This window comes from Micromonospora sp. NPDC005305 (assembly GCF_040607315.1).
Classification (GTDB): domain Bacteria; phylum Actinomycetota; class Actinomycetes; order Mycobacteriales; family Micromonosporaceae; genus Micromonospora.
This window is the reverse complement of the sequence record NZ_JBEXGL010000005.1, coordinates 84,361-107,094: the sequence shown is the minus strand read 5'-3', so window position 1 is coordinate 107,094 and position 22,734 is coordinate 84,361. Positions and strand designations below refer to the sequence as shown.

General features: G+C 71.8%; 19 protein-coding genes. 10 read left to right on the top strand and 9 right to left on the bottom strand.

Going from position 1 to position 22,734, the window contains the following annotated elements:
• Positions 1 to 30: 30 nt before the first annotated feature.
• The 3 genes from ABZS80_RS10720 to mmsA are packed head-to-tail and all read right to left on the bottom strand — an operon-like array spanning position 31 to position 4,034.
• On the bottom strand, positions 31 to 1,137 hold the full coding sequence (locus ABZS80_RS10720; RefSeq protein WP_355055509.1) for a sugar-binding protein: 1,107 nt from the start codon (positions 1,135 to 1,137) through the stop codon (positions 31 to 33).
• 54 nt (positions 1,138 to 1,191) lie between these two features.
• The gene (gene mmsB / locus ABZS80_RS10715) at positions 1,192 to 2,490 is read right to left on the bottom strand and encodes a multiple monosaccharide ABC transporter permease (RefSeq protein ID WP_355055508.1); all 1,299 of its coding nucleotides are present in this window, start codon (positions 2,488 to 2,490) and stop codon (positions 1,192 to 1,194) included.
• Positions 2,487 to 4,034, bottom strand: a complete 1,548-nt coding sequence (gene mmsA, locus ABZS80_RS10710; RefSeq protein WP_355055507.1) for a multiple monosaccharide ABC transporter ATP-binding protein — start codon at positions 4,032 to 4,034, stop codon at positions 2,487 to 2,489. Before mmsA ends, mmsB begins: the two co-directional genes overlap by 4 nt.
• A gap of 355 nt (positions 4,035 to 4,389) precedes the next feature.
• Between mmsA and ABZS80_RS10705 the strand changes: the two genes are divergently transcribed.
• From ABZS80_RS10705 to ABZS80_RS10695, 3 genes are all read left to right on the top strand, one after another.
• Entirely contained in the window at positions 4,390 to 5,418 is a 1,029-nt protein-coding gene (locus ABZS80_RS10705; RefSeq protein ID WP_355055506.1) for a LacI family DNA-binding transcriptional regulator, read from the top strand.
• A 102-nt stretch (positions 5,419 to 5,520) separates the two neighbouring features.
• Positions 5,521 to 8,664 carry a GH92 family glycosyl hydrolase gene (locus tag ABZS80_RS10700; RefSeq protein ID WP_355055505.1) on the top strand — a complete coding sequence of 1,048 codons (3,144 nt, stop codon included), beginning with the start codon at positions 5,521 to 5,523 and terminating at the stop codon, positions 8,662 to 8,664.
• 111 nt (positions 8,665 to 8,775) lie between these two features.
• Positions 8,776 to 9,519: an N-acetyltransferase gene (locus tag ABZS80_RS10695; protein ID WP_355055504.1), complete on the top strand. Its 744-nt coding sequence runs from the start codon at positions 8,776 to 8,778 to the stop codon at positions 9,517 to 9,519.
• Between the two features lie 10 nt (positions 9,520 to 9,529).
• Here the strand turns inward: ABZS80_RS10695 and ABZS80_RS10690 are convergent, their stop codons facing one another.
• Together ABZS80_RS10690 and ABZS80_RS10685 are read right to left on the bottom strand one after the other, a co-directional pair.
• Positions 9,530 to 9,835 carry a DUF1330 domain-containing protein gene (locus tag ABZS80_RS10690; RefSeq protein ID WP_151461421.1) on the bottom strand — a complete coding sequence of 102 codons (306 nt, stop codon included), beginning with the start codon at positions 9,833 to 9,835 and terminating at the stop codon, positions 9,530 to 9,532.
• Between the two features lie 62 nt (positions 9,836 to 9,897).
• A complete protein-coding gene (locus tag ABZS80_RS10685) occupies positions 9,898 to 10,962 on the bottom strand; it encodes a DUF6081 family protein (RefSeq protein ID WP_355055503.1) in 1,065 nt (354 codons plus the stop codon).
• Between the two features lie 310 nt (positions 10,963 to 11,272).
• On the opposite strand from ABZS80_RS10685, the gene ABZS80_RS10680 reads away from it, so the two are divergent.
• Together ABZS80_RS10680 and ABZS80_RS10675 are read left to right on the top strand one after the other, a co-directional pair.
• Positions 11,273 to 12,229, top strand: coding sequence for a hypothetical protein (locus tag ABZS80_RS10680; protein ID WP_355055502.1), 957 nt, complete (start codon positions 11,273 to 11,275; stop codon positions 12,227 to 12,229).
• Between the two features lie 45 nt (positions 12,230 to 12,274).
• Entirely contained in the window at positions 12,275 to 12,607 is a 333-nt protein-coding gene (locus tag ABZS80_RS10675) for a putative quinol monooxygenase (RefSeq protein ID WP_355055501.1), read from the top strand.
• Between the two features lie 15 nt (positions 12,608 to 12,622).
• Here the strand turns inward: ABZS80_RS10675 and ABZS80_RS10670 are convergent, their stop codons facing one another.
• A complete protein-coding gene (locus tag ABZS80_RS10670) occupies positions 12,623 to 14,257 on the bottom strand; it encodes an MFS transporter (RefSeq protein WP_355055500.1) in 1,635 nt (544 codons plus the stop codon).
• A gap of 321 nt (positions 14,258 to 14,578) precedes the next feature.
• On the opposite strand from ABZS80_RS10670, the gene ABZS80_RS10665 reads away from it, so the two are divergent.
• The 3 genes from ABZS80_RS10665 (at position 14,579) to ABZS80_RS10655 (ending at position 17,203) form a co-directional block, all read left to right on the top strand.
• Positions 14,579 to 15,559 carry an SRPBCC family protein gene (locus tag ABZS80_RS10665; RefSeq protein WP_355055499.1) on the top strand — a complete coding sequence of 327 codons (981 nt, stop codon included), beginning with the start codon at positions 14,579 to 14,581 and terminating at the stop codon, positions 15,557 to 15,559.
• A 9-nt stretch (positions 15,560 to 15,568) separates the two neighbouring features.
• Positions 15,569 to 16,744 (top strand): zinc-dependent alcohol dehydrogenase, encoded by a 1,176-nt coding sequence (locus tag ABZS80_RS10660; protein WP_355055498.1) that lies wholly within the window; start codon positions 15,569 to 15,571, stop codon positions 16,742 to 16,744.
• 99 nt (positions 16,745 to 16,843) lie between these two features.
• A complete protein-coding gene (locus tag ABZS80_RS10655) occupies positions 16,844 to 17,203 on the top strand; it encodes a hypothetical protein (protein WP_355055497.1) in 360 nt (119 codons plus the stop codon).
• A 48-nt stretch (positions 17,204 to 17,251) separates the two neighbouring features.
• Here the strand turns inward: ABZS80_RS10655 and ABZS80_RS10650 are convergent, their stop codons facing one another.
• The gene (locus tag ABZS80_RS10650; protein WP_355055496.1) at positions 17,252 to 18,082 is read right to left on the bottom strand and encodes a S1 family peptidase; all 831 of its coding nucleotides are present in this window, start codon (positions 18,080 to 18,082) and stop codon (positions 17,252 to 17,254) included.
• A 341-nt stretch (positions 18,083 to 18,423) separates the two neighbouring features.
• Here ABZS80_RS10650 and ABZS80_RS10645 point away from each other — a divergent pair, with 341 nt between their 5' ends.
• Complete coding sequence (locus tag ABZS80_RS10645; RefSeq protein ID WP_355055495.1) at positions 18,424 to 19,842, top strand: endo-1,4-beta-xylanase; 1,419 nt, start codon at positions 18,424 to 18,426, stop codon at positions 19,840 to 19,842.
• A gap of 62 nt (positions 19,843 to 19,904) precedes the next feature.
• On the opposite strand, the gene ABZS80_RS10640 is transcribed toward ABZS80_RS10645, so the two are convergent.
• Complete coding sequence (locus tag ABZS80_RS10640; RefSeq protein ID WP_355055494.1) at positions 19,905 to 21,479, bottom strand: Na+/H+ antiporter; 1,575 nt, start codon at positions 21,477 to 21,479, stop codon at positions 19,905 to 19,907.
• 75 nt (positions 21,480 to 21,554) lie between these two features.
• Positions 21,555 to 22,175, bottom strand: coding sequence for an L-threonylcarbamoyladenylate synthase (locus tag ABZS80_RS10635; protein WP_355055493.1), 621 nt, complete (start codon positions 22,173 to 22,175; stop codon positions 21,555 to 21,557).
• Positions 22,176 to 22,294: 119 nt separating this feature from the next.
• Here ABZS80_RS10635 and ABZS80_RS10630 point away from each other — a divergent pair, with 119 nt between their 5' ends.
• Positions 22,295 to 22,615, top strand: coding sequence for a hypothetical protein (locus tag ABZS80_RS10630; RefSeq protein WP_355055492.1), 321 nt, complete (start codon positions 22,295 to 22,297; stop codon positions 22,613 to 22,615).
• The last annotated feature ends 119 nt before the right edge of the window (positions 22,616 to 22,734 follow it).

Genomic DNA, 22,734 nt, shown 5'->3' with positions numbered 1-22,734 from the left:
ACTCCGGGGCCCTTCGGTGGTGCGGGGAGATTACTTGGTGAGCGGGGAGAGCTTCGGGTCGTTGGCGTACGCCTCGGCCGCGTTGGCCTTGGTGACGGCCACCGGCGGCAGCAGGTAGGTGTCCACGACCTTGGAGCCGTTGTTGTACGACTTGGTGTCGTTCACCTCGGGGGTGTTACCGGCCTGCAGGGACTTCACCATCGTGATGGTCTGCTTGACCAGGTTCCGGGTGTCCTTGTTGATCGTCATGTACTGCTCGCCAGCCATGATCGACTTGACCGACTCGACCTCGGAGTCCTGGCCGGTGACGACCGGGATGGTCTTGCCGGCACCCTTGATCGAGGTGATGATCGCGCGGGCCAGGGTGTCGTTCGGGGAGAGGACGCCGTCCAGCTCCTTGTTGCCGTAGGTCGAGGTCAGCAGCTGGTCCATGCGGGCCTGGGCACCCTCGGCCTTCCAGCCCTGGATGGCGGTCTGCTTCACGTCGGTCTGCTTCGAGGCGACCACGACGTTGCCCTTGTCGATCTCCGGCTTGAGCACGTCCATGGCGCCGTTGAAGAAGACACCGGCGTTGTTGTCGTCCGGCGAGCCGGAGAACAGCTCGATGTTGTACGGGCCGTTCGGCTTCTTGGCCTTCATGCCGTCCAGCAGGGCCTGGCCCTGGAGCTGGCCGACCTTGAAGTTGTCGAACGCGACGTAGTAGTCGAGGTCCGGGGTGTTGGTGATCAGGCGGTCGTACGCGATGACCTTCGCGCCGGCGGCGTGCGCGGCGGCCACCTGGGTGGACAGCTGCGCGGCGTCGGTCGCGCCGATGACGATGACCTTGGCGCCCTTGGTCACCATGGCGGTGATCTGGGCCTGCTGGTCCGCGACGGTGGTCGACGCGCCGGCGTACTGCACGTCGCTCTTGAAACCGGCCTCCTTGAGGCCGTTGGTGAACAGGTCACCGGCGAGGACCCAGTTCTCCGAGGTCTTCGACGGCAGGGCGACGCCGATCAGGGAGTCGGCCGCGAAGCCCTTGGTGTCGCCCTTGGCGCCGCCGGTGTCGCCCTCGCGGCCGTTGCCGCAGGCGGTGGCGGTCAGGGCCAGCGCCGCGATGGCGCCGATGGCCATCGACTTGCCGATCAGTTTACGCATGGCTGGTGGAGCCCTTCTGGAGAGGTGATACGGGGTGTGAGGCGGGGTGGAACGTCAGCTCGGCACGGCCGTGCGGGCGGTTTCCCGTTCCGCGTCCGGTGGTGCCGTGGGCGGGGCGGGCGTGTCGCGGCGGAAGGAGCGGGTGAGGCTGCCGATGATCGAGAACCGGCCCTGCTTCTTGTTGTAGACGTCGACCGCGACGGCCAGCAGCAGCACCAGGCCCTTGATGATCTGGACCTTGTCGGTGCCCACGCCCTGGAGCTGGAGACCGTTGTTGAGCACCGCCATCACCAGACCGCCGACGATCGAGCCGCTGATGGTGCCGATGCCGCCGGCGACGGCCGCACCACCGATGAAGACGGCGGCGATCGCGTCCAGTTCCCAGCCGTTGCCGTCCTGCGGGCCGGAGGCCGCCGAACGGGCCACGAAGATCATGCCGGCCAGGGAGGCCAGGATCGCCATGTTCATCATGACGAAGAAGTTGACCCGCTTGAGCTTCACACCGGAGAGTTCCGCGGCCCGGGAGTTGCCGCCGACGGCGTAGATGTGTCGGCCGCCCGCGGTGTTCCGGGTGTAGAAGGAGTAGGCGAGCACCAGCGCCAGCAGGATGATGCCGGAGACCGGGAAGCTCGTGCCGACCCGGCCGCTGGCGAACCGCAGCGACGCGAAGACGATCACGCCGACCATGACGGCTATCCGGAGCACCGAGATCCACATCGGGGCCGGCTCGGCGTCCATCTCGCGGCGGGTCTTGCGGGCCTGGAACTCCCGCCACACCACGGCCACACACGCGGCGAGGCCGAGCAGGAGCGTCAGGTTGTTGTAGCCGGTGTCCGGGCCGACCTCGGGCAGGAAGCCCGAGCCGATCACCCGGAAGCCCTCCGGCACCGAGATCGTGTTCGCGTTACCGATGAACTGGTTGCCGCCCCGGAAGAGCAGCATGCCGGCCAGGGTGACGATGAACGCCGGCACCCCGACGTAGGCGACCCAGAAGCCCTGCCAGGCGCCGATGATCGCGCCGATCACCAGGCCGAACAGGATGGCGACGGGCCAGGGCAGCGACCACTCCGCCATCGACTTGGCCACCAGGATGCCGGTGAAGGCGGCGATCGAGCCGACCGAGAGGTCGATGTGCCCGGCGACGATCACCATGAGCATGCCGATGGCCAGGATGAGGATGTACGAGTTCTGGTTGAACAGTGCGATCAGGTTGTCCGATCGCAGGGTCAGGCCGTTGGTCCAGATCTGGAAGATCAGGACGATCAGCACCAGCGTGAAGATCATCCCGAACTGGCGGGCGTTGGACGTGGTCCCTCCGAAGAGGTTCTTCTGCAGGTCCTTGATTCGGCTCATCGTGTCTGCATCTTCTTCGTCGAGGTCATCTGCTTCATGAGGGTTTCCGGGTCCGCGTCCTGCCGGGCGATCTCGCCGGTGATGGTGCCTTCGAACACGGTGTAGATGCGGTCGCACAGCCCGATCAGCTCGGGGAGCTCCGAGGAGATGACGACGACGCCCTTCCCCTGGTCGGCGAGCCGCTGGATGATGCCGTAGATCTCGTACTTGGCGCCCACGTCGATGCCGCGGGTCGGCTCGTCGAGGATCAGGAGGTCCGGGTCCGTGAACATCCACTTCGCCAGGACGACCTTCTGCTGGTTGCCGCCCGACAGCTTGGAGACGCCCTCGTCGACCGTCGGCGCCTTGGTGCGCAGTTCCCGGCGGTAGGACTCGGCCGCCTGGTACTCCTCGACCTCGTCCAGGACGCCGTGGTGCGAGATCTTCGACAGCTTGGCGGCGACCGTGGAGGTCTTGATGTCGTCGAGCAGGTTCAGGCCGATCGCCTTGCGGTCCTCGCTGACGTAGGCGAGCCCGTGGGCGATCGCGTCCGCCACCGACTTCAGCACGATCTCCTTGCCGTCCTTGATGATCGTGCCCGACTCGTACACCCCGTAGGAGCGGCCGAAGACGCTCATGGCCAGCTCGGTGCGGCCGGCGCCCATCAGGCCGGCGAAGCCGACGATCTCACCGCGCCGCACGGTGAAGCTCTCGTTCTTGCAGACCTGCCGCTCGGCGGAGATCGGGTGCCGGACGTTCCAGTTGCGCACCTCGAAGAAGACCTCGCCGATCTTCGGGGTGTGGTCCGGGAAGCGGCTGCTCAACTCGCGACCGACCATGCCCCGCACGATCCGGTCCTCGTCGACGCCGTCCGCCTTGACGTCCAGCGTCTCGACGGTCCGGCCGTCGCGCAGGATGGTGATCTGGTCGGCGATCGCCTCGATCTCGTTGAGCTTGTGCGAGATCATGATCGAGGTGATGCCCCGCGAGCGGAAACCGCGCAGCAGGTCCAGCAGGTGCTGGGAGTCGGCCTCGTTGAGCGCGGCCGTCGGCTCGTCCAGGATGAGCAGCTTGACGTCCTTGGCGAACGCCTTGGCGATCTCCACGAGCTGCTGCTTGCCGACGCCGATGTCCTTGACCAGGGTGTCCGGGTCCTCCCGCAGGCCGACCCGGGCCATCAGGTCCAGCGCCATCCGGTTGGCGGCCTTCCAGTCGATCGCCCCCCGCTTGCGGGGCTCGTTGCCGAGGAAGATGTTCTCGGCGATCGACATGCCCGGGATGAGCGCGAGCTCCTGGTGGATGATCACGATCCCGGCGTTCTCGCTCGCCCGGATGTCGGAGAAGCGGGTCTCGGCGCCCTGGTAGATGATCTGGCCGTCGTAGCTGCCGTACGGGTAGACCCCGCTGAGCACCTTCATGAGCGTCGACTTGCCGGCGCCGTTCTCGCCGACGATGGCGTGGATCTCACCGGCGCGGACCACCAGGTTGACGTCGGCCAGGGCCTTGACGCCGGGGAACTCCTTGGTGATGGAGCGCATCTCCAGGAGGACGGGCAGATCGCTCATCGCTCCCACCTTGCCAACGTCATGGCCGCCTCCGCGGGTTATGACCTTCGCTCACTTTTCGTTGTCGTGGGCAAGGAAATCTCGTCGGAGGCGCTTCCGCAAGTGCCCAAGTCGCTCTTTTGCGTAACAAGTCGGTAATATCGACCGCCACGCTCGGTGACTTTCGCGACGCCCCCTCGGCTTGCCGCCAAGCGCGACGGGGGTGCTACCGACCAGCCCATGACATCGTTGACGCGCATCGTATACCGCGGTTTCCGAACGGCCCTCGTGACCCGGCCCGGCCCTGGTGGGGCCGGGACGCCGACGCCGACCCGAGCCGGCGATCACCTGCCACCCCGGTGTCATAATTCCCGCCATGACCGCTGACCGGAAGGCTGGTCGACCGAGCCTGGCGCAGGTCGCGGCGCTGTCCGGCGTGTCGGTGAAGACCGCCTCCCGGGCCCTCGGGGGCGAGCCCCGGGTGGCCCCGGAGACCCGGTCGCGGGTGCGCGACGCCGCCGACCAGCTCGGCTACCGATTGAACGGGGTGGCCCGCGAGCTGCGCCGGGGCGCGAGCACCTCCACGCTGGTCGGCCTGCTCATCGGCGACCTGGCGAACCCGTTCTACTCCCGGCTGGCCGGGGGCCTGGAGCGCGACCTGCGCATGCGCGGCCTACAGTTGATCACCGCGAGCACCGACGAGGATCCGGAGTGGGAGCGGCGGCTCGCCGACGCGCTGCTGGAGCGGCGGGTCCGCGGGCTGGTGATCGCCTCGACCGCGACCGAGCACGCCCACTTCGCGGCCGAACACCGCCACGGCATCCCGTTCGTGTTCGTGGACCGGCCGCCGGTCGAGCTGAGCGCGGACACCGTGCTGCTGGACAACCACCACGGCGCCCGGCAGGCCGGCGCCCACCTGACCGCGGCCGGCCACCGGCGCATCGGGGTGGTGGGCGACCTGGCCCGCCTGAGCACCCACCGGGACCGGCTGGACGGCTTCGCCGAGGCCATGCGCGCCGTGGGCGTGGCGAACTGGGCGGACTACCTGGTGGAGAACGCGCACGACGTGGCCGCCGCCGAGCGGGCCGTGCGGGGTCTGCTGGCCCGCACCCCGCCCCCGACCGCCCTGTTCACCCTGAACAACCGGATCACCCTGGGGGCCCTGCTCGCGCTGCGGGGGCACCCGGCGCCGCCCGCGCTGGTCGGCTTCGACGAGGTGGACGTCGGCGACGTCCTGAGCGTGAGCGTCGTGGCGCACGACCCGGAGGACATGGGCCGGCGGGCGGCCGGGCTGCTGCTCGACCGGATCGACGGTCACCGCGGGCCCGCCCGGCAGGTGGTGATCCCGACCCGCCTGCTGGCCCGGGGCTCGGGCGAGCGGCCCCCCGCCCCGTCCCACTCCTAGTCCCCATTGACACACACCTCCCTGGGCTCTACACAGGACGGTGACACCTGTCGATGACAACGATGTCACGGAGGGTCGTCCGCGCCTAAGGAGGATCGCCTCATGCTCCGATCAGGCCCGTCCCGTCTGCTCACCCTGGTGGCCACCGCCGTCACCGGAGCGTCCGCACTCGTCGCGGTCGCCTCGCCCGCCGCAGCGGCGCCGCTCAACCTCACCCCGTACGTGAACCCGTTCATCGGCACCGACGACAGCAACGCGCCGAACCCCGTCGGCGGCGGCGCCGGCGGCAGCACCGTCCCCGGCCCGGTGCAGCCCTTCGGCATGGTGCAGCTGAGCCCGGACACCCCCACCGCCTCACCCTCCGGCTACCGGTTCAGCGACACCCAGATCGAGGAGTTCAGCCTCACGCACTTCAACGGCGCCGGCTGCGCCAACAACGAGGACCTCGGGATCCTGCCCGTCACCGGCGCGCTCGGCGCCTCGCCGGGCACCTCGTGGACGTCCTACCGCGCCACCCAGGACAAGGCCCAGGAACAGGCCCGCCCCGGCTTCTACCGGGCCGTGCTCAGCAACTACGGCAACACCCGGGTCGAGGCGTCGGCCACCCGGCGCAGTGCCGCCCTGCGGCTGACCTATCCCGCGACCAGCACCGCGCGGGTGCTCATCAACACCAGTCGCAGCGCCACCGGCAACCGCGCCGGCTCGATCCAGATCAGCGGCTCCACCGTGACCGGCAGCGTCACCGGCGGCGGCTTCTGCGGCAACAGCCGGACCTACCAGATCTTCTACCGGATGGAGTTCGACCGCGCCCCCAGCGGCGTCGGCACCTGGCTCGGCGGCACCGTCACCGCCGGCTCCACGAGCGCCAGCGGCACCAACTCCGGCGGCTACCTGACCTTCGACACCTCCGGCAACCCCGTGGTGCAGGTCAAGGTCGGCATCTCCTTCGTCAGCGCGGCCGGCGCGCAGGCCAACCTCGCCGCCGAGCAGTCCGGCTTCGCCTTCGACACCGTCCGCGCCGACGCCGACGCCCAGTGGAACGCGATCCTCAACCGCGTGCAGGTCACCGGCGGCGCCGCCGCCGACCTGCAGAAGTTCTACACCGCGCTGTACCGCGTGTTCATCAACCCCAACCTGGCCAGCGACGTCGACGGGCAGTACCGGGGCTTCGACAACGCCGTCCACACCGCTGGCCACCCGGTCTACCAGAACTACTCCGGTTGGGACATCTACCGCTCCTGGGCCGCGCTGATCGCCTTCCTCGCGCCCGCCGAGGCGGCCGACATCGCGAAGTCCATGGTGCTCGACGGCCAGCAGGGCGGCCTGCTGCCGAAGTGGTCGCACAACCACAACGAGGCCTTCGTCATGACCGGCGACCCCGGCCCGATCGTCGTCGACAGCATGTACCAGTTCGGCGTCCGCGGGTTCGACACCGCGGCGGCGCTGGCCCTCATGAAGAAGAGCTCCGCCGGCGGCACCACCCAGGGCAGCCCGATCCGCGGCCGACAGAGCGGCTACGTCCAGCGCCACTACATCGACGGCGACCCGTCGGACTCGCTGGAATACTCCGCCAGCGACTTCGCGGTGGCCCAGTTCGCCCGGGCCCTGGGCGACACCGCCACCTACGACACCCACATGGCGCGGGCGCAGTGGTGGCGCAACACGGTCAACACCGAGTCGGGCTACGTCCACCCGCGCAACGCCGACGGCAGCTGGCCGTGGCCGCTCGACCCGGCCAGCCAGTCGAACTTCGTCGAGGGCAACGCCTCGCAGTACACCTGGATGGTCCCCTACAACCTGGGCGCCCTCATCGACCTCATGGGCGGGCGGCAGACCGCCGTCCAGCGGCTCGACCACCACTTCACCCAGACCAACGGCGGCCAGTCGCAGCCGTACTTCTACATCGGCAACGAACCGGAGCACGGCGTCCCCTGGGCCTACCACTTCGCCGCGGCGCCGGCCGGCACCAGCGCCGCGGTCCGGCGGATCATGAACGAGTCGTTCACCACCGGCCCCGGCGGCCTGCCCGGCAACGACGACCTCGGCGCCACCTCCGCCTGGTACGTCTGGTCCGCCCTCGGCATGTATCCGCCCACCCCCGGCGCCGACACCCTCGCCCTGCACGGCCCGATCTTCCCGTCGGTCCTCGTCGACCGGCCGGCCGGCGACGTCCAGATCACCGCCGCCAACGCCGGCCAGGGCAACCAGTACGTGCAGGGCCTCGTCGTCAACGGGGCGGCCACCCAGCGCACCTGGCTGCGCTACGGCGACCTCGCGGGCGGCGCCACCCTGTCGTACACGATGGGCGGCGCGCCGTCGTCGTGGGGCACCAACCCCGCCGACGTGCCGCCGTCGTTCACCGACGGGTCGACCCCGCCGGCCGCCGCACCGGAGCTGGGGGCCAACCTGGCCGCCGGCAAGCCGGCCAGCGGCTCGGCCGCGTGCAACGCCGCCGAGGGCCCGGAGAAGGCGTTCGACGGCCGCCTGGGCAGCGCCAGCAAGTGGTGCTCGCTCGCCTCCGGCACGAAGTTCCTCCAGGTCGACCTCGGCGCGAACCAGACCGTCCGCTCGTTCGTCGTCAAGCACGCCGGGCTCGGCGGGGAGAACACCGGCTGGAACACCGGTGACTTCACCATCCAGACCAGCACCGACGGCAGCGCCTGGACGACCCGCGCCACCGTCACCGGGAACCGCGCGAGCCGCACCTACCACCCCGTACCGGCCGTGCCGGCCCGGTACGTCCGGCTCAGCATCACCACGCCGACCAACAACGGCAACACCGCCGCCCGGATCGGCGAGTTCGAGGTGTACGGCGCCGCGGGCGCGACGAACCTGGCGCTGAACCGGCCCGCCACCGCCGACTCCCAGTGCGCGAGCACGGAGGGGCCCGAGAAGGCCGTCAACGGCAGCACTTCCGGCGGCAACTCCGACAAGTGGTGCTCGACCGGCGCCACGAAGTCCCTCCGCATCGACCTGGGCGGCGGCCACCGCATTCAGTCGGTCACCGTCCACCACGCCGCCGCCGGCGGCGAGGATCCCGCCTGGAACACGCGGGACTTCGACCTGCAGGTCTCCCCCGACGGGTCGACCTGGACGACGGTCGCCCAGGTGCGGGGCAACACGGCGGGCGTGAGCACCCACCCGATGTCCGTCGACGGCCGGTACGTGCAGGTCACGGTGCTCACCCCCACCCAGACCGGCGACGCGGCCGCCCGCCTCTACGAGGTCGAGGTCTTCGGCACCTGACCGCGGGGCCGACACCCGCTCGGACGGCGGCCGGCGCGCCCGGGGCACCGGCCGCCGCCGGAGCGGAAAAGCGCGTGCGGATCAGGCGGTGACCGCTCTAAGGTGCCCGGCGTGACCCTGGACATCGTGAGCCTGGCCGAGCGCCCCGACCTGGCGCCGCTGCTCGACAAGGATTTCGACGGCGCCTGGCCGCAGTTCGTGCTCTGGGATCCGATGGGCTCGGTGTACTACAGCGTGGCCCACGACCTCTACCCGGAGTTCGTCTTCGCCGCCGTCGACCCCGCCGAGCCGGGCCGTGCCGTCGCCAAGGCGTACGCCGTGCCGCTGCGCTGGACCGAGGACGAGCTGCCCGACGGCGGCTGGGACCGGGTGATCCAGCGCTCTGCCGTCAACCGGCTCAGCGGCGACACACCGAACCTCGTCTCCGCGCTGGAGATCTGCGTGCGGCCGGACCGGCGCGGCGGCGGCGTGTCCGGGCTGATGCTCGCGGCGATGCGCGCGGCGGTCGCCCGGCAGGGCTTCGACACCCTGGTGGCGCCGGTGCGCCCGAGCGGCAAGGCCACCGTCCCGGACGTGCCGATGAGCGAGTACGCGGCGCGGGTCCGCCCCGACGGGCTGCCGGTCGACCCGTGGCTGCGGGTGCACGTCCGGGCCGGCGGGGTGATCGAGCGGGTCGCGCCCCGGTCGATGGCGATCACCGGCACCCTCGCCGACTGGCGGCGGTGGACCGGGCTGCCGTTCGACACCAGCGGGCCGGTGCACGTGCCGGGAGCGCTGGCGCCGGTGCTGGTCGACGTGGCGCACGACCACGCCGCCTACGTCGAGCCGAACGTGTGGGTGCGGCACCGGCTGTGACCGGCGGCGGTCAGGCCGGCCAGGCGTGGCCGATCCCGTCGAGCAGGAGGACGACCCCCTCGGTGGCCGCCTCCCGGTCCCGGGAGATCTCCCGGTATTCCGGGGAGGTGGACCACCGCTCGAAGTCCGCCCGGTTGTCGAAGGACATGAGCACGACCTTCTCGTGCGGCCAGCTCCCCTCGACCACGCGCGGGGACGGGTCGGCGGCGAGCAGCCGGCCGCCGTGCCGGGCCAGGACGGGCAGGAAGGCGGCGACGTACCGGTCGTAGCGCTGCCGGTCGTGGACGGTGATCTGCGCGAGGGCGTAGACGGTCACCGACCCAGGCTACTCACCGGTACACACCGCCGGTGTCCCCCGGCCCGGCAGCGCCGGGCCGCCTACCGGCCGACCGTGCGGACGGTGAAGCTGCGGAACGAGCCGATCGCGCCCTGCCCGAAGGCCCGTTCCGCCGGCGGGATGGAAACGCTGTAGAGCGCGTACCGCGGGTCGCAGACGCCGGGGCCGGTGGCGTCCGGCGGGGTGCAGCCGTACTGGAACGGGAACTCGTCGAGCAGGCTGAACAGGCCGTGCGCCAGGGAGAACGACCGGATCTTCCCGGCCAGCGGCTCGCCGGGGCCCAGCGACGGGTACGTGCCGGTGTAGCCGACGCCCTGCCGGTCCAGCGGCACGCCCACCTGCCCGACCCGCGCGACCACCACGCCGTCCAGCAGGTACGTCACGCTGGCGTGCCCGCCCGCCTCGCGGTAGCGGATCGCGGCCCGGTGCGGCACGCCCGGCGTGATCGGCACCTCCCGGATGATCTGCGTGTACGCCCGGTCCAGGCCGACCTCGGTGGCGCCCGGGCAGTCCGGGTTGGTGGTGTTGCCGGTGACCGTGCTCGGCAGCCGCTCGATCAGCGGGAACGCGCGGGTGCCGGAGACGAACCAGTCGAAGAGCTGCCCGGTGCAGAAGTCGATCATGTTCAGCACCACGGCCGCCTGCTGCCCCTCCAGCACGGCGCGGGCGTAGGGGCGGGCGGTCGGTCCGGCGACGGCGGCGGAGCCCGGCGGCCCGTACCGGCCGTGCACCACGTGCCCGCCGGCCGCGCCGGGGGTGCGCGCCGTGATGTCCACGGAGAACTCGACCGACCCCTGCCGGGGCACCGGGAATGTGCGGTTGCTGACGGCCATGTACTTGAGATGGTCGTAGACGTTGTAGTCCACGCCGGTCTTGAACGGCACGTCGCTGACGGTGACCACCCCGTTGTCGACGGCGCGGGTCGCCCCGTCCAGCGGGCCGTAGATGTTCGACCACTTCCGCTCGTACTCGGCCAGGTCGGCCGAGTCGTAGTGCACGACGCTCGGCCGTGACCCCGGTGCCGCGGCGGCCGCTCCCGGAACCCCGACCACCACGACGGCCGTCGCGGCGCCCAGCACGCGGCGGAACCTGTCCTGTCTGCGCACGCCGTCCTCCCTTCCGCGGTGCCCCGGGACCGCGCCGGTCGCGGCCGCGCCACCTCGAACCATCGTCCGAGGTGGATGCCGTCCCGACATCCACCGCGCGGCGCGGCCCGCGAGCCGGACGGCCCGACCGCCCCGGCGGGGCGGTGCCGGCAGGGCTCCGCCGGGCTCCGCCACCATGGACCGTCGGGTCGGGACCCCCTACGGCACGGAAGCTGTCAACTGCCCGAACCGCCCTGGTCATTACGCCCCTGACCTGCGGATACTGGACCAGAGGCCAGTCGCCGAGCTGCGCCGGTTGGGGGGAGTCACCATGATCGACCAGGAGACCCAACCCGGGACCACCCCGGAGACACCACCGCCGGCGCCGGCCGGGTCCACGGTGCCCACCGCGGTCTGGCAGGTGCGGGTACGGACCAAGCTGGACGACCTGTACCAGCAGCTCAGCGGCCTGGAGGCCGGTGGCACGGTGAACCCCGACCGGGTCGCCGCGCTGCGCGCCCAACTGTCCGGCGTGGAGTCGGTGCTCGGCCGCAGCGGCATGGTCGAGTGGCTGCGCGGCGGCAACCTGGAGTACGCCTGGCAGACCATCCACTCGGTGGAACGCGCCATGGTGGGGCTGCGGACGCCCGAGGAACTGCTCGGCCTGCTGCCGGCGTACCAGAGCGCGGCGGCGCAGTTCCTGAAGGCCGACGACACGGTGCTGACCGACTTCGACGCGTCGACGGACGCCGCGGCACCGGCCCGGTTCCAGGCCAAGGTGCAGGCGCTGCTGCTGCGCTACCACTCGGCGTCCGACGAGTTCCACGAGTCGGTGCGCCGGTTGCGCAACCGGATGCTCGGGCTGTCGATGTTCGCGCTGATCGCCGAGGTGCTCATGGTCCTCGTGCAGTGGCGCAGCCGGGACGTGCAACTGCTCAAGGCACCGACCGACGCGGCCGGCGTACCGGCCTGGCGGCTGCTCTTCTTCGTGCTCATCGCCGGGGCGCTCGGCGCGTTCATCAGCGCCCTGCCCTCGATGATCACCTCGCGCTCCGGCGGCCTGCCCTACAAGCTGCCCTTCCAGCAGGGCCTCCTGAAGCTGGCCATCGGACCGCTGGTCGCGGTCGTGGGGATCATGCTGGTGATCGGCGGCCTCGTGGAGACGACGGTGAACAGCACCGCCGCCCTGCTGGGCGTCGCCATCGTCTTCGGCGCCGGCCAGCAGGCGGTCACCGCGTTCGCCGACCGCCGGGCGTCGGAGCTACTCACCCCGGTCACCAAGGACTGACGGCGACGGCGGCGCGGCGGCGCGGGCCTGGGTAGCCTGAAGCGCATGATCTTCATTACCGCCAAGTTCCGGGTCCGACCCGAGGACGCCGACCGCTGGCCGCGGATCGCCGCCGAGTTCACCCAGGCCACCCGGGCCGAGCCGGGCTGCCTCTGGTTCGACTGGTCCCGCAGCCTCGACGACCCGACGGAGTACGTGCTGGTCGAGGCGTTCCGGGACGACGACGCCGGCGCGGCGCACGTCCAGTCCGCCCACTTCCGCGAGGCGCAGCGCACCCTGCCGCCCCACCTGGCCGAGACGCCCCGGATCGTCAACGCGACCGTGCCGCAGCAGGACTGGTCGCGGCTCGGCGAGATGGCCGTCCCCGAGGGCAACTGACGCCGGGACGACCCGTCAGCACACCTGCTCGCCGGCCGCCTCGGCCCGGCCGACGGCCGCCGGCAGCAGGTGGCGCACGACCGGCACGCCGTCGGACAGCTCCCGCGCCCGGTCCTCCGCCCGCCGGTCCGCGTCGGTCAGCCGGCCGCCGTGCTGGCGCAGGTGCTCGTCCCAGGAGGGCACCAGGTAGACCTCGGTGAACTCCTCGGGTGTCTCGCCGGCGCGGAACAGCCCCCACCGCATCGCCCCGGTGCGCTGCCGCGACCCACGGACGCGGTTCATCGCGTCGAGGAACGCCCCCTCCTGCTCGGGCCGGACCGTGTAGGTGACCGTCACCAGCACCGGTCCGACCCGGGGATCCGGCTGGAGCACGAGGGCCAGGGGCGGCCGGTAGGCGGTCGGGTCCCGGGTCAGTCCGCGCAGGTCGGGCAGCGGCCAGACCTGCGACGTCACCGCACCGACCAGCATCAGGGCGGCCGCCACTCCGAAGGCGGCGACCAGTCCGGTGAGGTCGGCCACCACGCCCCAGAGCAGCGCGCCGACGGCCTGGCCGCCGCCCTGGACCACCTGGTAGACGGCCAGGCCACGGGCGCGTACCCAGCCGGGGAGGAACAGCTGGATCTCGGCGTTGACGTTGGAGAGCACGGTCACCCACGCCAACCCGGCCGGCAGCAGGGCGACCAGCACCACCGGAACGCTCCGGACCGTGCCCACCACGATCAGCGTCGTCCCGTACACCGCCCCGGCCAGCAGCAGGAACTGGTTGGGCCTCATCGCAGTGCGGGTCCACGACAGCAGCAGCCCACCCAGGATGGCGCCCGCCCCCAGGGCCGCCAGCAGCAGGCCGTACCCGCCGGAGCCCAGGCCGAGCCGACGGCTTGCCACCAGCGGCAGCAGCGCCCACAGGGCGCTGGCGGGGATGATGAACACCAGCGCCCGGCGCAGCAGCCGGCGCACCGTCGGCGAGTGCCGCACGTAGCGGCCGCCGGCGCGCAGCGCGGCGGTGAACCGCTCGGGCACCTCGACGGCCCGGGCGCCGCCGGCACGCCACCGGACCAGGGCCAGCGCAAAGATCAGGTAGGCCACCGCGTTGAGTCCGAAGACCGGGGCCACGCCCACCCGGGCGATCAGCACACCGGCGGCGGCGGGCCCGACGGCGCGGGCTGCGTTGACGCTGATCGCGCCCAGCGCGGAGGCCGCCCGCAGCTGCTCGCGAGGCACCAGCTCCGGGATGATCGAGGCCCAGGCCGGCAGGGTCAGCGCCTGCCCGACGCCGAAGGCGAAGGTGAGGGTGAGCAGCAACGCCGGCGGCATCCGCCCCGCCGCCGTGAGCAGGGTCAGGGCCAGGGCCACCGCCACCAGGAACAGCTGCACGGAGATCAGCAGGTGCCTGCGGTCGAAGGTGTCCGCGAGCGCGCCCGACGGCAGCGCGAGCAGCAGCATCGGCAGCAGGCTGGCGGTCTGCACCAGGGCGACCAGCGTGGAGGCGTTGGACTGGTGCACCAGCAGCCACTGCGCGCCGACCGTCTGCATCCAGGTGCCGATGTTCGCCGCGAGCAGCGCCAACCAAAGGTTGCGATAGACCGCCGTGCGCAGCGGCGACCAGGCCGAGAACCCCTGCTCGGCGGTGGCGTCGGTGGCGGCGGTCACCGACCGCCCGCGCGTCGCAGGCGCTCGCCGGAGCGGAACCCGTCGCCGGCCCGGTTCCGCGGCCCGGCCGGCAGCGGGCCGGGGTGGCGCTGTCTCACCCTGGAAGTCCTGGCGCCCATACCTCTCCCCCGTGTCGCCGCCCCCGCGCGGGTCCGCGCTTCCGTGCCGCCGGGTTCCCGCCGCCGCCGGTTCCACACTCCGGCTGGCCGCCCGGGTGTGCGGCCGGGATTAGCGGGAAAGGCACGCTGGCCTGTCGGTACCCGGCTCCCACTCGACCGGGGAACGCTCACCGACACCTTCTCGGACACGGGGTGACGACGTATGACACGAGAGACGACCATGGGGGTCCGCTCGGTGACCGACAGTCTCGGGATCCAGCGGGCCACCAAAGACCAGAGCTCGGAGGGACTGGCCCGCTTCCTGGGCTGGTTCAGCCTGGGCCTCGGCGTGACCGCGCTCGCGGCGGGGTCACGGGTGGCCCGGGCGGCCGGCGTGGACGACTCGCGCACGGCCCGGACGGTGTTGCGGGCCGCCGGGGTACGGGAGATCGGCCACGCCGGGGTGCTGCTGGTGCCCCGGCGGGCGGGGCTGGGGACCTGGACCCGGGTGGCGGGCGACGTGCTGGACCTGGTTGCCACCGGCCGCGCGTACCGCAACCGGAGCGGCGAGCGGCGCCGGCGGGCCGGTCTCACCCTCGCCGCCCTCGGTGGGATCACCGCCGTCGACCTCTACGCCTCGGTGCGCGCCACGCGCAACCGGCGGGGCAACCCGGAGGGCTTCGCGCACGGCTCCGTGACGGTCAACCGCACGCGCGAGGAGGTCTACCGCTTCTGGCACGACTTCGAGAACCTGCCGCGGTTCATGTACCACCTGCAGTCGGTGATCACCACCGGCCCGCGGCGCTCCCGCTGGTCGGCGAAGGCGCCGGCCGGCCGGACCGTCGCGTGGGAGGCGGAGATCGTGGACGAGCGCCCCAACGAGCTGATCCGCTGGCGCTCCGTGGACGGCTCCCGGGTGCCCAACTCCGGCACCGTCCGGTTCACCCCGGCGGCCGGCGGCAGCGGCACCGAGGTGCGGGTGGAACTGGAGTACGCGGTGCCGGGCCGCCGGCTGGGCTCGCTGGTCGCGAAGGCGTTCGGCGAGAACCCGCAGCAGCAGATCTGCGATGACCTGCGGCGGTTCAAGCAGGTCATCGAGACCGGCGAGATCACACGGTCGGACGGGACACCCGACGGCACGAGTATCCAGAACCAGGCGAAGCGGCGTCCGGCCCGCCCGCTGGCGACCCATCGGACCGCGTGAGGAGGCACCATGAAGGCCAACTGCTGGATGGCACCGAACCGGGTCGCCGTCGAGGAGGTACCGGACCCGACGATCCTCAACCCGCGCGACGCGGTCGTCAAGGTCACCTCGGCGGCGATCTGCGGATCCGACCTGCACCTGCTCGACGGGTTCATCCCGGCCATGAAGCGCGGCGACGTGCTGGGCCACGAGTTCATGGGCGAGATCGTCGAGCTGGGCTCCGGGGCGCGGGACGGGCTGCGCGTCGGCGACCGGGTGGTCGTCGGCTTCCCCATCGCCTGCGGGGACTGCGCCTCGTGCCAACGCGGCCTCTACTCGGTCTGTGAGAACTCCAACCCGAACGCGGCGATCGCGGAGACCGCCATGGGCCACGCCCCCGCCGGCATCTTCGGCTACTCGCACCTGATGGGCGGGTACGCGGGCGGGCAGGCCGAGTACGTCCGGGTCCCGTACGCCGACGTCGGCGCGCTGAAGGTCGACGACGACCTGCCGGACGAGCAGGTGCTGTTCCTGTCCGACGTGCTGCCCACCGGCTACATGGCCGCCGAGATGGGCGACATCAAGCCCGGCGACGTCGTGGCGATCTGGGGCGCGGGCCCGGTCGGCCAGTTCGCCACGGTGAGCGCCTTCCTGCTCGGCGCCGAGCAGGTGGTGGTCATCGACCGGTTCCCGTACCGGCTGCGGATCGCGCGGGACCGGGCCGGCGCGGACACCATCAACTACGAGGAGACCGACGTCCTGGACACGCTGCGCGAGATGACCGCCGGCCGCGGGCCGGACGTCTGCATCGACGCCGTCGGCATGGAGGGGCACCACGCCTCGGCGGCGCTGCACGCGTACGACCGGGCGAAGCAGGCCGTGAAGGCGGAGACGGACCGGCCGCACGCGCTGCGCGAGGCGATCCTGGCCTGCCGCAACGGCGGCACCGTCTCGGCGATCGGGGCGTACGGCGGGTTCATCGACAAGTTCCCGATGGGCTCGTTCATGAACCGGTCGCTGACCATGCGCTCCGGGCAGGCCCACGTGCAGCGCTACATGCGCCCGCTGCTGGAGCGCATCCGCAAGGGCGAGATCGACCCGAGCTTCATCATCACCCACACCATGCGGCTCGACGACACGCCCCACGGCTACGACATCTTCAAGAACAAGCAGGACGACTGCCTGAAGGTCGTGCTCAAGCCCTGAAGATTTCCAACGGTCAGCAGACTCGATATTGAAACTTGTTTGCATCAGCGGTTACCCTCCGGGGAAGTGATCCACTATCCACCTTGGAGGGGTCGGACCATGCGCAAGCTGATGTCGGCGGTCGGTGCGGGGGCGTTGCTGACGGCGGGACTCTTCGTCGGCGCCGCACCGGCACAGGCGGCAACCTGCACCCTGGTGCAGTCCGAGATCTACAACGGGGCCAACATCATCGCCTGGGCCCGGGGCCTGGAGGGCTGCTCCGGCGACGTCTACTGGGAGATCCAGTCCGGCGACGGCGGCAGTTGGCAGGTCACCGAGAGCGGCACGACGCACTACGACAACCAGGTCGTCAGCTACTACGGCGACGTCGAACTGCCGTGCTACCTGCGGCTGTACGCGAAGTTCGGCACGCAGGAGAAGCTCACCGCGCCGGCGCGCAACAACAACTGCGCCGGCTGAACCGACGGGCCGGGCGGGGGACGCCCTCGGCGCCCCCGCCCGGCGCGCTCACGGAATTGTGAGGCCGTACGCGGCGAGGATCTCCGTGATCGGCTGGTAGTAGCTGGTGCCCCCGGAGGTGCAGTTGCCGCTGCCGCCGGAGAGGATCCCGATCACCGTGCCGGTCGACGCCACATAGAGCGGGCCGCCGCTGTCCCCGGGCTCCGCGCAGATGTTGGTGCGGATCAGCCCGGACACGGACCCCTCGGCGTAGTTGACGGTCTGGTTGAGGCCGGTCACCGAGCCGCACCGCACGCCGGTGGTGGCGCCGCTGCGGCAGACCGCCTGACCGACGTACGCGTTGCCGGCGCCGTTGATGGTGACCTGGCCGGGATAGGTGTACACGGCGCTGGGGTGGGCGACCGTGCCGGTGTAGCGGACCACCCCGTAGTCGTTGCCGGGGAAACTGGTGCCGGTCCGGCTGCCGAGCACGGTGGTGCGGGCGCTGTCGGCGTACCAGGTGCCGGCCAGGTTGGTGCAGTGCCCGGCGGTGACGAGGTAGTAGGTGCTGCCGCTGCGCACGTTCGCGCCGAGCGAGCAGCGCCCTCCCCCGCCGTAGATCGCCTGGCCGCCCGTGCGCAGCCGGCCGGGTTCGTGGCGGAGCAGCGCGCCGGCACGGGTCGCGGTGCGCCGCAGCGCGGCGAGCGCGACGCCCGTGACGGTGTCGTCGACGGTGAGCGTCATCCGGCCGCTGGCCCGGTCGAGGCCCCACGCGGTGCCGGCGGTACGCACCGCGGCCAGTCCGGCGGGCGGGGTTTCCGGGGCGGCGCCGGCCCGGGCGGCGGTCGGGGTGCCGCCGAGCACGGCGGCCAGGGCGAGGACGGCGAGCGATCGGCGCATGCGGGGATGGCTCCTCCATCGTCGAACATCGATATCTGTCCCAGCATCCCCTCCGATCACCCTCCGTTCAACCACCTCCGGAAGTTTCAGAAGCCCGGCGTCCGCCGACTCAGCACGCCACGGAGCCCGCACGGGAGAACACATCCCCATCGACGCGGTTAAGTTTTCGGAACTGTTCCGGTAGTCTCCATCCAGAGATTCGCTTCGATCAACTCACGGTGGCGGGGAGTGCCCTCCCCACCCCGCGCGGCCTCCGGGCGGCCGCGCACCGAGCCGACCACCGTGGCGGGCAGTGGTCGGGGCGGGCTGTCCACACCGATACGGCTAGGAGAGGCTTTCAGATGGACAAGGTGCTCGCCCGCGGCAGCGGGAGCCTGAGCGCGGCGGCCCGGTCGCGCCCGCGGACCGCGGTGGTGTCGATGCTGGCCGGTGTCGCGGTGATCGCCGCGACGGTGGCGGTGGCGACCAGCGCCAGCGCCGGGACGACCCTCGGGGCTTCGGCCGCCGAGAAGGGCCGCTACTTCGGCACCGCGGTCGCCGCGAACAAGCTGTCGGACGCCACGTATGTCGGCATCCTGAACCGCGAGTTCAACATGGTCACCCCCGAGAACGAGATGAAGTGGGACGCCACCGAGCCGTCCCAGGGCCAGTTCAACTACACCAGCGCCGACCGGATCGTCAGCCACGCGCAGGCCAACGGCATGCGCGTGCGCGGCCACGCGCTGGCCTGGCACTCGCAGCAGCCGGGCTGGGCGCAGAACCTGTCGGGCACCGCCCTGCGGCAGGCGATGGTCAACCACATCACCCAGGTCGCCACCCACTACAAGGGCAAGATCTACGCCTGGGACGTGGTGAACGAGGCGTTCGCCGACAGCGGTGGCGGCCGCCGGGACTCCAACCTCCAGCGCACCGGCAACGACTGGATCGAGGTGGCCTTCCGCACCGCCCGGGCCGCCGACCCGGCCGCCAAGCTCTGCTACAACGACTACAACACCGACAACTGGACCTGGGAGAAGACGCAGGCCGTCTACAACATGGTCAGGGACTTCAAGGCACGTGGCGTGCCGATCGACTGCGTCGGCCTGCAGTCGCACTTCAACAACGGCTCGCCCTACCCGGGCAACTACCGCACCACGCTGCAGAACTTCGCCGCCCTCGGCGTCGACGTGCAGATCACCGAGCTGGACATCGAGGGCTCCGGCAGCACCCAGGCCACCACCTACGGCAACGTCGTCAGGGACTGCCTGGCCGTGTCCCGCTGCACCGGCATCACGGTGTGGGGCATCCGGGACACCGACTCGTGGCGGGCCAGCGGCACCCCGCTGCTCTTCGACGGCAACGGCAACAAGAAGCCGGCGTACACGGCGGTGCTCGACGCGCTGAACGCGGGCGGCACCACCCCGCCGCCCACCACCCCGACGACCCCGCCGCCCACCAGCAACCCGCCGACCACCCCGCCGCCGTCGGGCAACGGCTGCACCGCGTCGCTCACCACCAACCAGTGGCAGGGCGGCTTCGTCACCACCGTCCGGGTCACCGCCGGCGCCACCGCACTCAACGGGTGGGCCGTCGGGTTGACGTTGCCGGCCGGCGCGAGCCTGGTCAACACCTGGAACGCCCAGCCGAGCGGCAGCAGCGGCGCGCTGACCTTCCGCAACGTGGCCTACAACGGCCAGGTCGGCGCGGGCGGCAGCACCGAGTTCGGTTTCCAGGGCACGGGCACCGCCCCCTCCGGCGCCCCCACCTGCACCGCGGGCTGACCGTCCGGGCCCGGCGCGGGTGCCACCGCGCCGGGCCGCCCCCGCCGTCCGGCGACCGGCCCTCAGTCCTCCGGTTCCGGGCCGAGCAGCCGGATCTCCTCGATGTCGATGGCCGACTGGAGCTCCCGCAGCACCACGTCGTCGATCTGGTTGCTGTTGCGCAGCCGGGTGATCTCCTGCCGCTTGCGGTCCAGCACGCCGAGGCGCAACCGCCGGGTCATCTCCCGCTCCTCGTCGGCCTCGTCGCTGCGCGGCGAGCGGACGTCCGCGAGATGGTCCTGGTAGTCGGCGCGGAGCCGGTCCACGGTGTCCGAGTCGGCGCCGAGTTCGGCGGCGACCTGGGGCAGCGCGTCCAGGGCGGCCTCGGTGGCCCGGATCCGGGCCCAGCGCACCTCGTGCTCCTTCTCCCGGTCCCCCATGAGGCCGGCCCAGGTGACCACGGCCGGCAGGGTGGTGCCCTGCACCAGCATGATCAGCACGATCACCACCACGGTGACGAAAATGATCAGGTCGCGTTCGTGCACGGGGGACCCATCGTGCGTGGTGACCGGCACGGCGAGTGCGGCGGCGAGGGAGACCGCGCCGCGGAACCCGGCCCAGCCGGCGGCGGTGCGCACCCGGGCGTCGAAGCGGCGGGCGCGGCGCGACTCCCGGCGGTCGATGCCCTGCAACCCGGCGACCGACAGCTGCACCCAGATCATCCGGGTGGCCACCACGACCAGGACGACCACCACCGCGATGCCGAACGACTCCAGCGGCGAATGGCTGGTGATGCTGCGCAGCGACCGGGGCACCTGCATGCCGAGCAGCACGAAGAGACTGCCGTTGATCATGAAGGTGGAGAGGTCCCAGAACGCGTACGCGGTGACCCGGGAGCGGGCCCGGATCACCCGCGGTCCCGCGTACGAGAGCAGCAGGCCGGCCACCACGACCCCGAGCACCCCGCTGGCGTGCACCGCGTCGGCGAGCAGGAAGGCGACGAAGGGGGTGAGGATGCTCAGCCCGCCCTCGCGCAGCGGATCGTCCACGTGCTTGCGGATCAGGACGACCACACCGCCGACCAGCAGACCCGCGAGGATCCCCCCGATCGCCTTGCCGACGAACTGGCCGCCCAGCTCGAGCGCGTCGGGCACCCTCCCGCCGGCGATCACCCCCACGGCCACCGAGAAGAGGACCAGCGCCGTGCCGTCGTTGACCAGGCTCTCCGCGCGCAGCGTGGTGAGGATGCCGCGCGGCATGCGCTTGGCCAGGCCGGCCACGGCGGCGGCGTCGGTGGGCGCGAGGACCGCGCCGAGCACCCACGCGGCGGCCGGCTCGACACCGAGCGCCTGGGTCGTGTACGCCACGGCGACCATCGTGAGGATCACCAGCGCCACGGCGAGCAGGGAGATCACGACGAGGTTGGCCCGGATCTCGCGGAGGCTGATGACCAGGCTCTCCCGGTAGAGGATCGCCGGGAGGAAGAGAACCAGCACCACCTCGGGTTCGAGGATCACGTTGTCGAACATCGGCAGCAGGCCGAGCCCGGCGCCCATCGCGATGAGCAGCACGGGCGGCGCGACGCTGTACCGGCCGCCGAGGGTGGTGCCGACGAGCACGGTGACGCCGAGCACCGTGATCAGCACGAGTGCGCCCACGTCGTACCCCCGTCACATCCGCCGGATCCCACGGTGCCGCACCGCGGGCCCGCGACGAAGTGGAACGGCCGATCGCTACTCGAAGCGGGACGGGTCGCCGGCGCCGCGGCGCAGGATCTCCGGCTCGGGCCCGGACAGGTCCACCACGGTGGTCGGCTCCAGGCCGCAGTCCCCCGCGTCCACCACGGCGTCGAGCAGGTGGTCGAGCCGCTCCTTGATCTCCCACCCCTGGGTCAGCGGCTCCTCCTCGCCGGGGAGCAGCAGGGTGCTGGAGAGCAGCGGCTCGCCGAGCTCGGCCAGCAGCGCCTGGGTCACCGTGTGCTTCGGTACGCGGACCCCGACGGCCCGCCGCCGCGGGTCCTGGAGGCGCCGCGGCACCTCGGGGGTGGCCGGCAGGATGAACGTGTAGCTGCCCGGGATGGCCGCCTTGACCTGGCGGAAGACCGCGTTGCTGAGCTTGACGAACTGGCCGAGCTGCGCGAAGTCGCGGCACACCAGGGTGAACGGGTGCCGCTCGTCGAGCCGGCGGATCTCGCGGATCCGCTCGACCCCGGCACGGTTGCCGAGCCGGCAGCCGAGGGCGTAGCAGGAGTCCGTCGGGTAGGCGATCAGGCCGTCGCCGCGCAGCAGGTCCACGACCTGCCGGAGCACCCGGGGCTGCGGATTGTCCGGGTGCAGGTCGTAGTACCTCGCCACGCCCGTCACCCTATGCCGCCGGGCCAGGCGCGGGCGAACGGAGAAGATCCGGCGTGACCAGGTTTGCCGTGCGGGCGTTCTGGAAACAGAGGGGCGGCTCAACGAGGGGGGACCTGACCATGTCCGAAACCAGTACAGACCGCGCCGAGCGTCCGGCCGAGGTGACCGATCCGCTGTTGTGGGGCCTGTCCGCGGCGGTGGCCGACGCCCACCAGCCCGACGACGAGCGGGTCTGCGTCAGCCCGAGCTGCGTCGGCGCCGCCTGGCCGTGCGCCCCGTGGGAGAGCGCGCAGGAGGGGCTGCGCGCCGCCCGGACGCCACGTTCCGCGCCGGCGTCCGTCGGCACGCCCGCCGAGCCGGGCCGGGACCGCTCGACCGGATGGTCCGGCGGGGAGGTGCCGGCCGTCCGTGCCGAGCCGCTCGCCGTCACCGCCGCCTGACGCCACCGCCGCGGCGGACCGGGGCGTGATCAGGGCAAACGGCCGCCGGGTGCCGGGAACGGACCGTACCGTGAGGTGCGGCGAACAGGCGCACCCCGCGGTGCGCCCGCCGCCGACCT

Excerpts from the sequence above, each read along its gene's own strand:
- ABZS80_RS10680 (WP_355055502.1), top strand. The coding sequence starts at position 11,273 with ATGATCGACCAGGAGACCCAACCCGGGACCACCCCGGAGACACCACCG.
- ABZS80_RS10720 (WP_355055509.1), bottom strand. The coding sequence starts at position 1,137 with ATGCGTAAACTGATCGGCAAGTCGATGGCCATCGGCGCCATCGCGGCG.
- ABZS80_RS10705 (WP_355055506.1), top strand. The coding sequence starts at position 4,390 with ATGACCGCTGACCGGAAGGCTGGTCGACCGAGCCTGGCGCAGGTCGCG.
- ABZS80_RS10650 (WP_355055496.1), bottom strand. The coding sequence starts at position 18,082 with ATGCGCCGATCGCTCGCCGTCCTCGCCCTGGCCGCCGTGCTCGGCGGC.
- mmsB (WP_355055508.1), bottom strand. The coding sequence starts at position 2,490 with ATGAGCCGAATCAAGGACCTGCAGAAGAACCTCTTCGGAGGGACCACG.
- ABZS80_RS10675 (WP_355055501.1), top strand. The coding sequence starts at position 12,275 with ATGATCTTCATTACCGCCAAGTTCCGGGTCCGACCCGAGGACGCCGAC.
- ABZS80_RS10630 (WP_355055492.1), top strand. The coding sequence starts at position 22,295 with ATGTCCGAAACCAGTACAGACCGCGCCGAGCGTCCGGCCGAGGTGACC.
- ABZS80_RS10700 (WP_355055505.1), top strand. The coding sequence starts at position 5,521 with ATGCTCCGATCAGGCCCGTCCCGTCTGCTCACCCTGGTGGCCACCGCC.
- ABZS80_RS10660 (WP_355055498.1), top strand. The coding sequence starts at position 15,569 with ATGAAGGCCAACTGCTGGATGGCACCGAACCGGGTCGCCGTCGAGGAG.
- mmsA (WP_355055507.1), bottom strand. The coding sequence starts at position 4,034 with ATGAGCGATCTGCCCGTCCTCCTGGAGATGCGCTCCATCACCAAGGAG.
- ABZS80_RS10655 (WP_355055497.1), top strand. The coding sequence starts at position 16,844 with ATGCGCAAGCTGATGTCGGCGGTCGGTGCGGGGGCGTTGCTGACGGCG.
- ABZS80_RS10665 (WP_355055499.1), top strand. The coding sequence starts at position 14,579 with ATGACACGAGAGACGACCATGGGGGTCCGCTCGGTGACCGACAGTCTC.
- ABZS80_RS10645 (WP_355055495.1), top strand. The coding sequence starts at position 18,424 with ATGGACAAGGTGCTCGCCCGCGGCAGCGGGAGCCTGAGCGCGGCGGCC.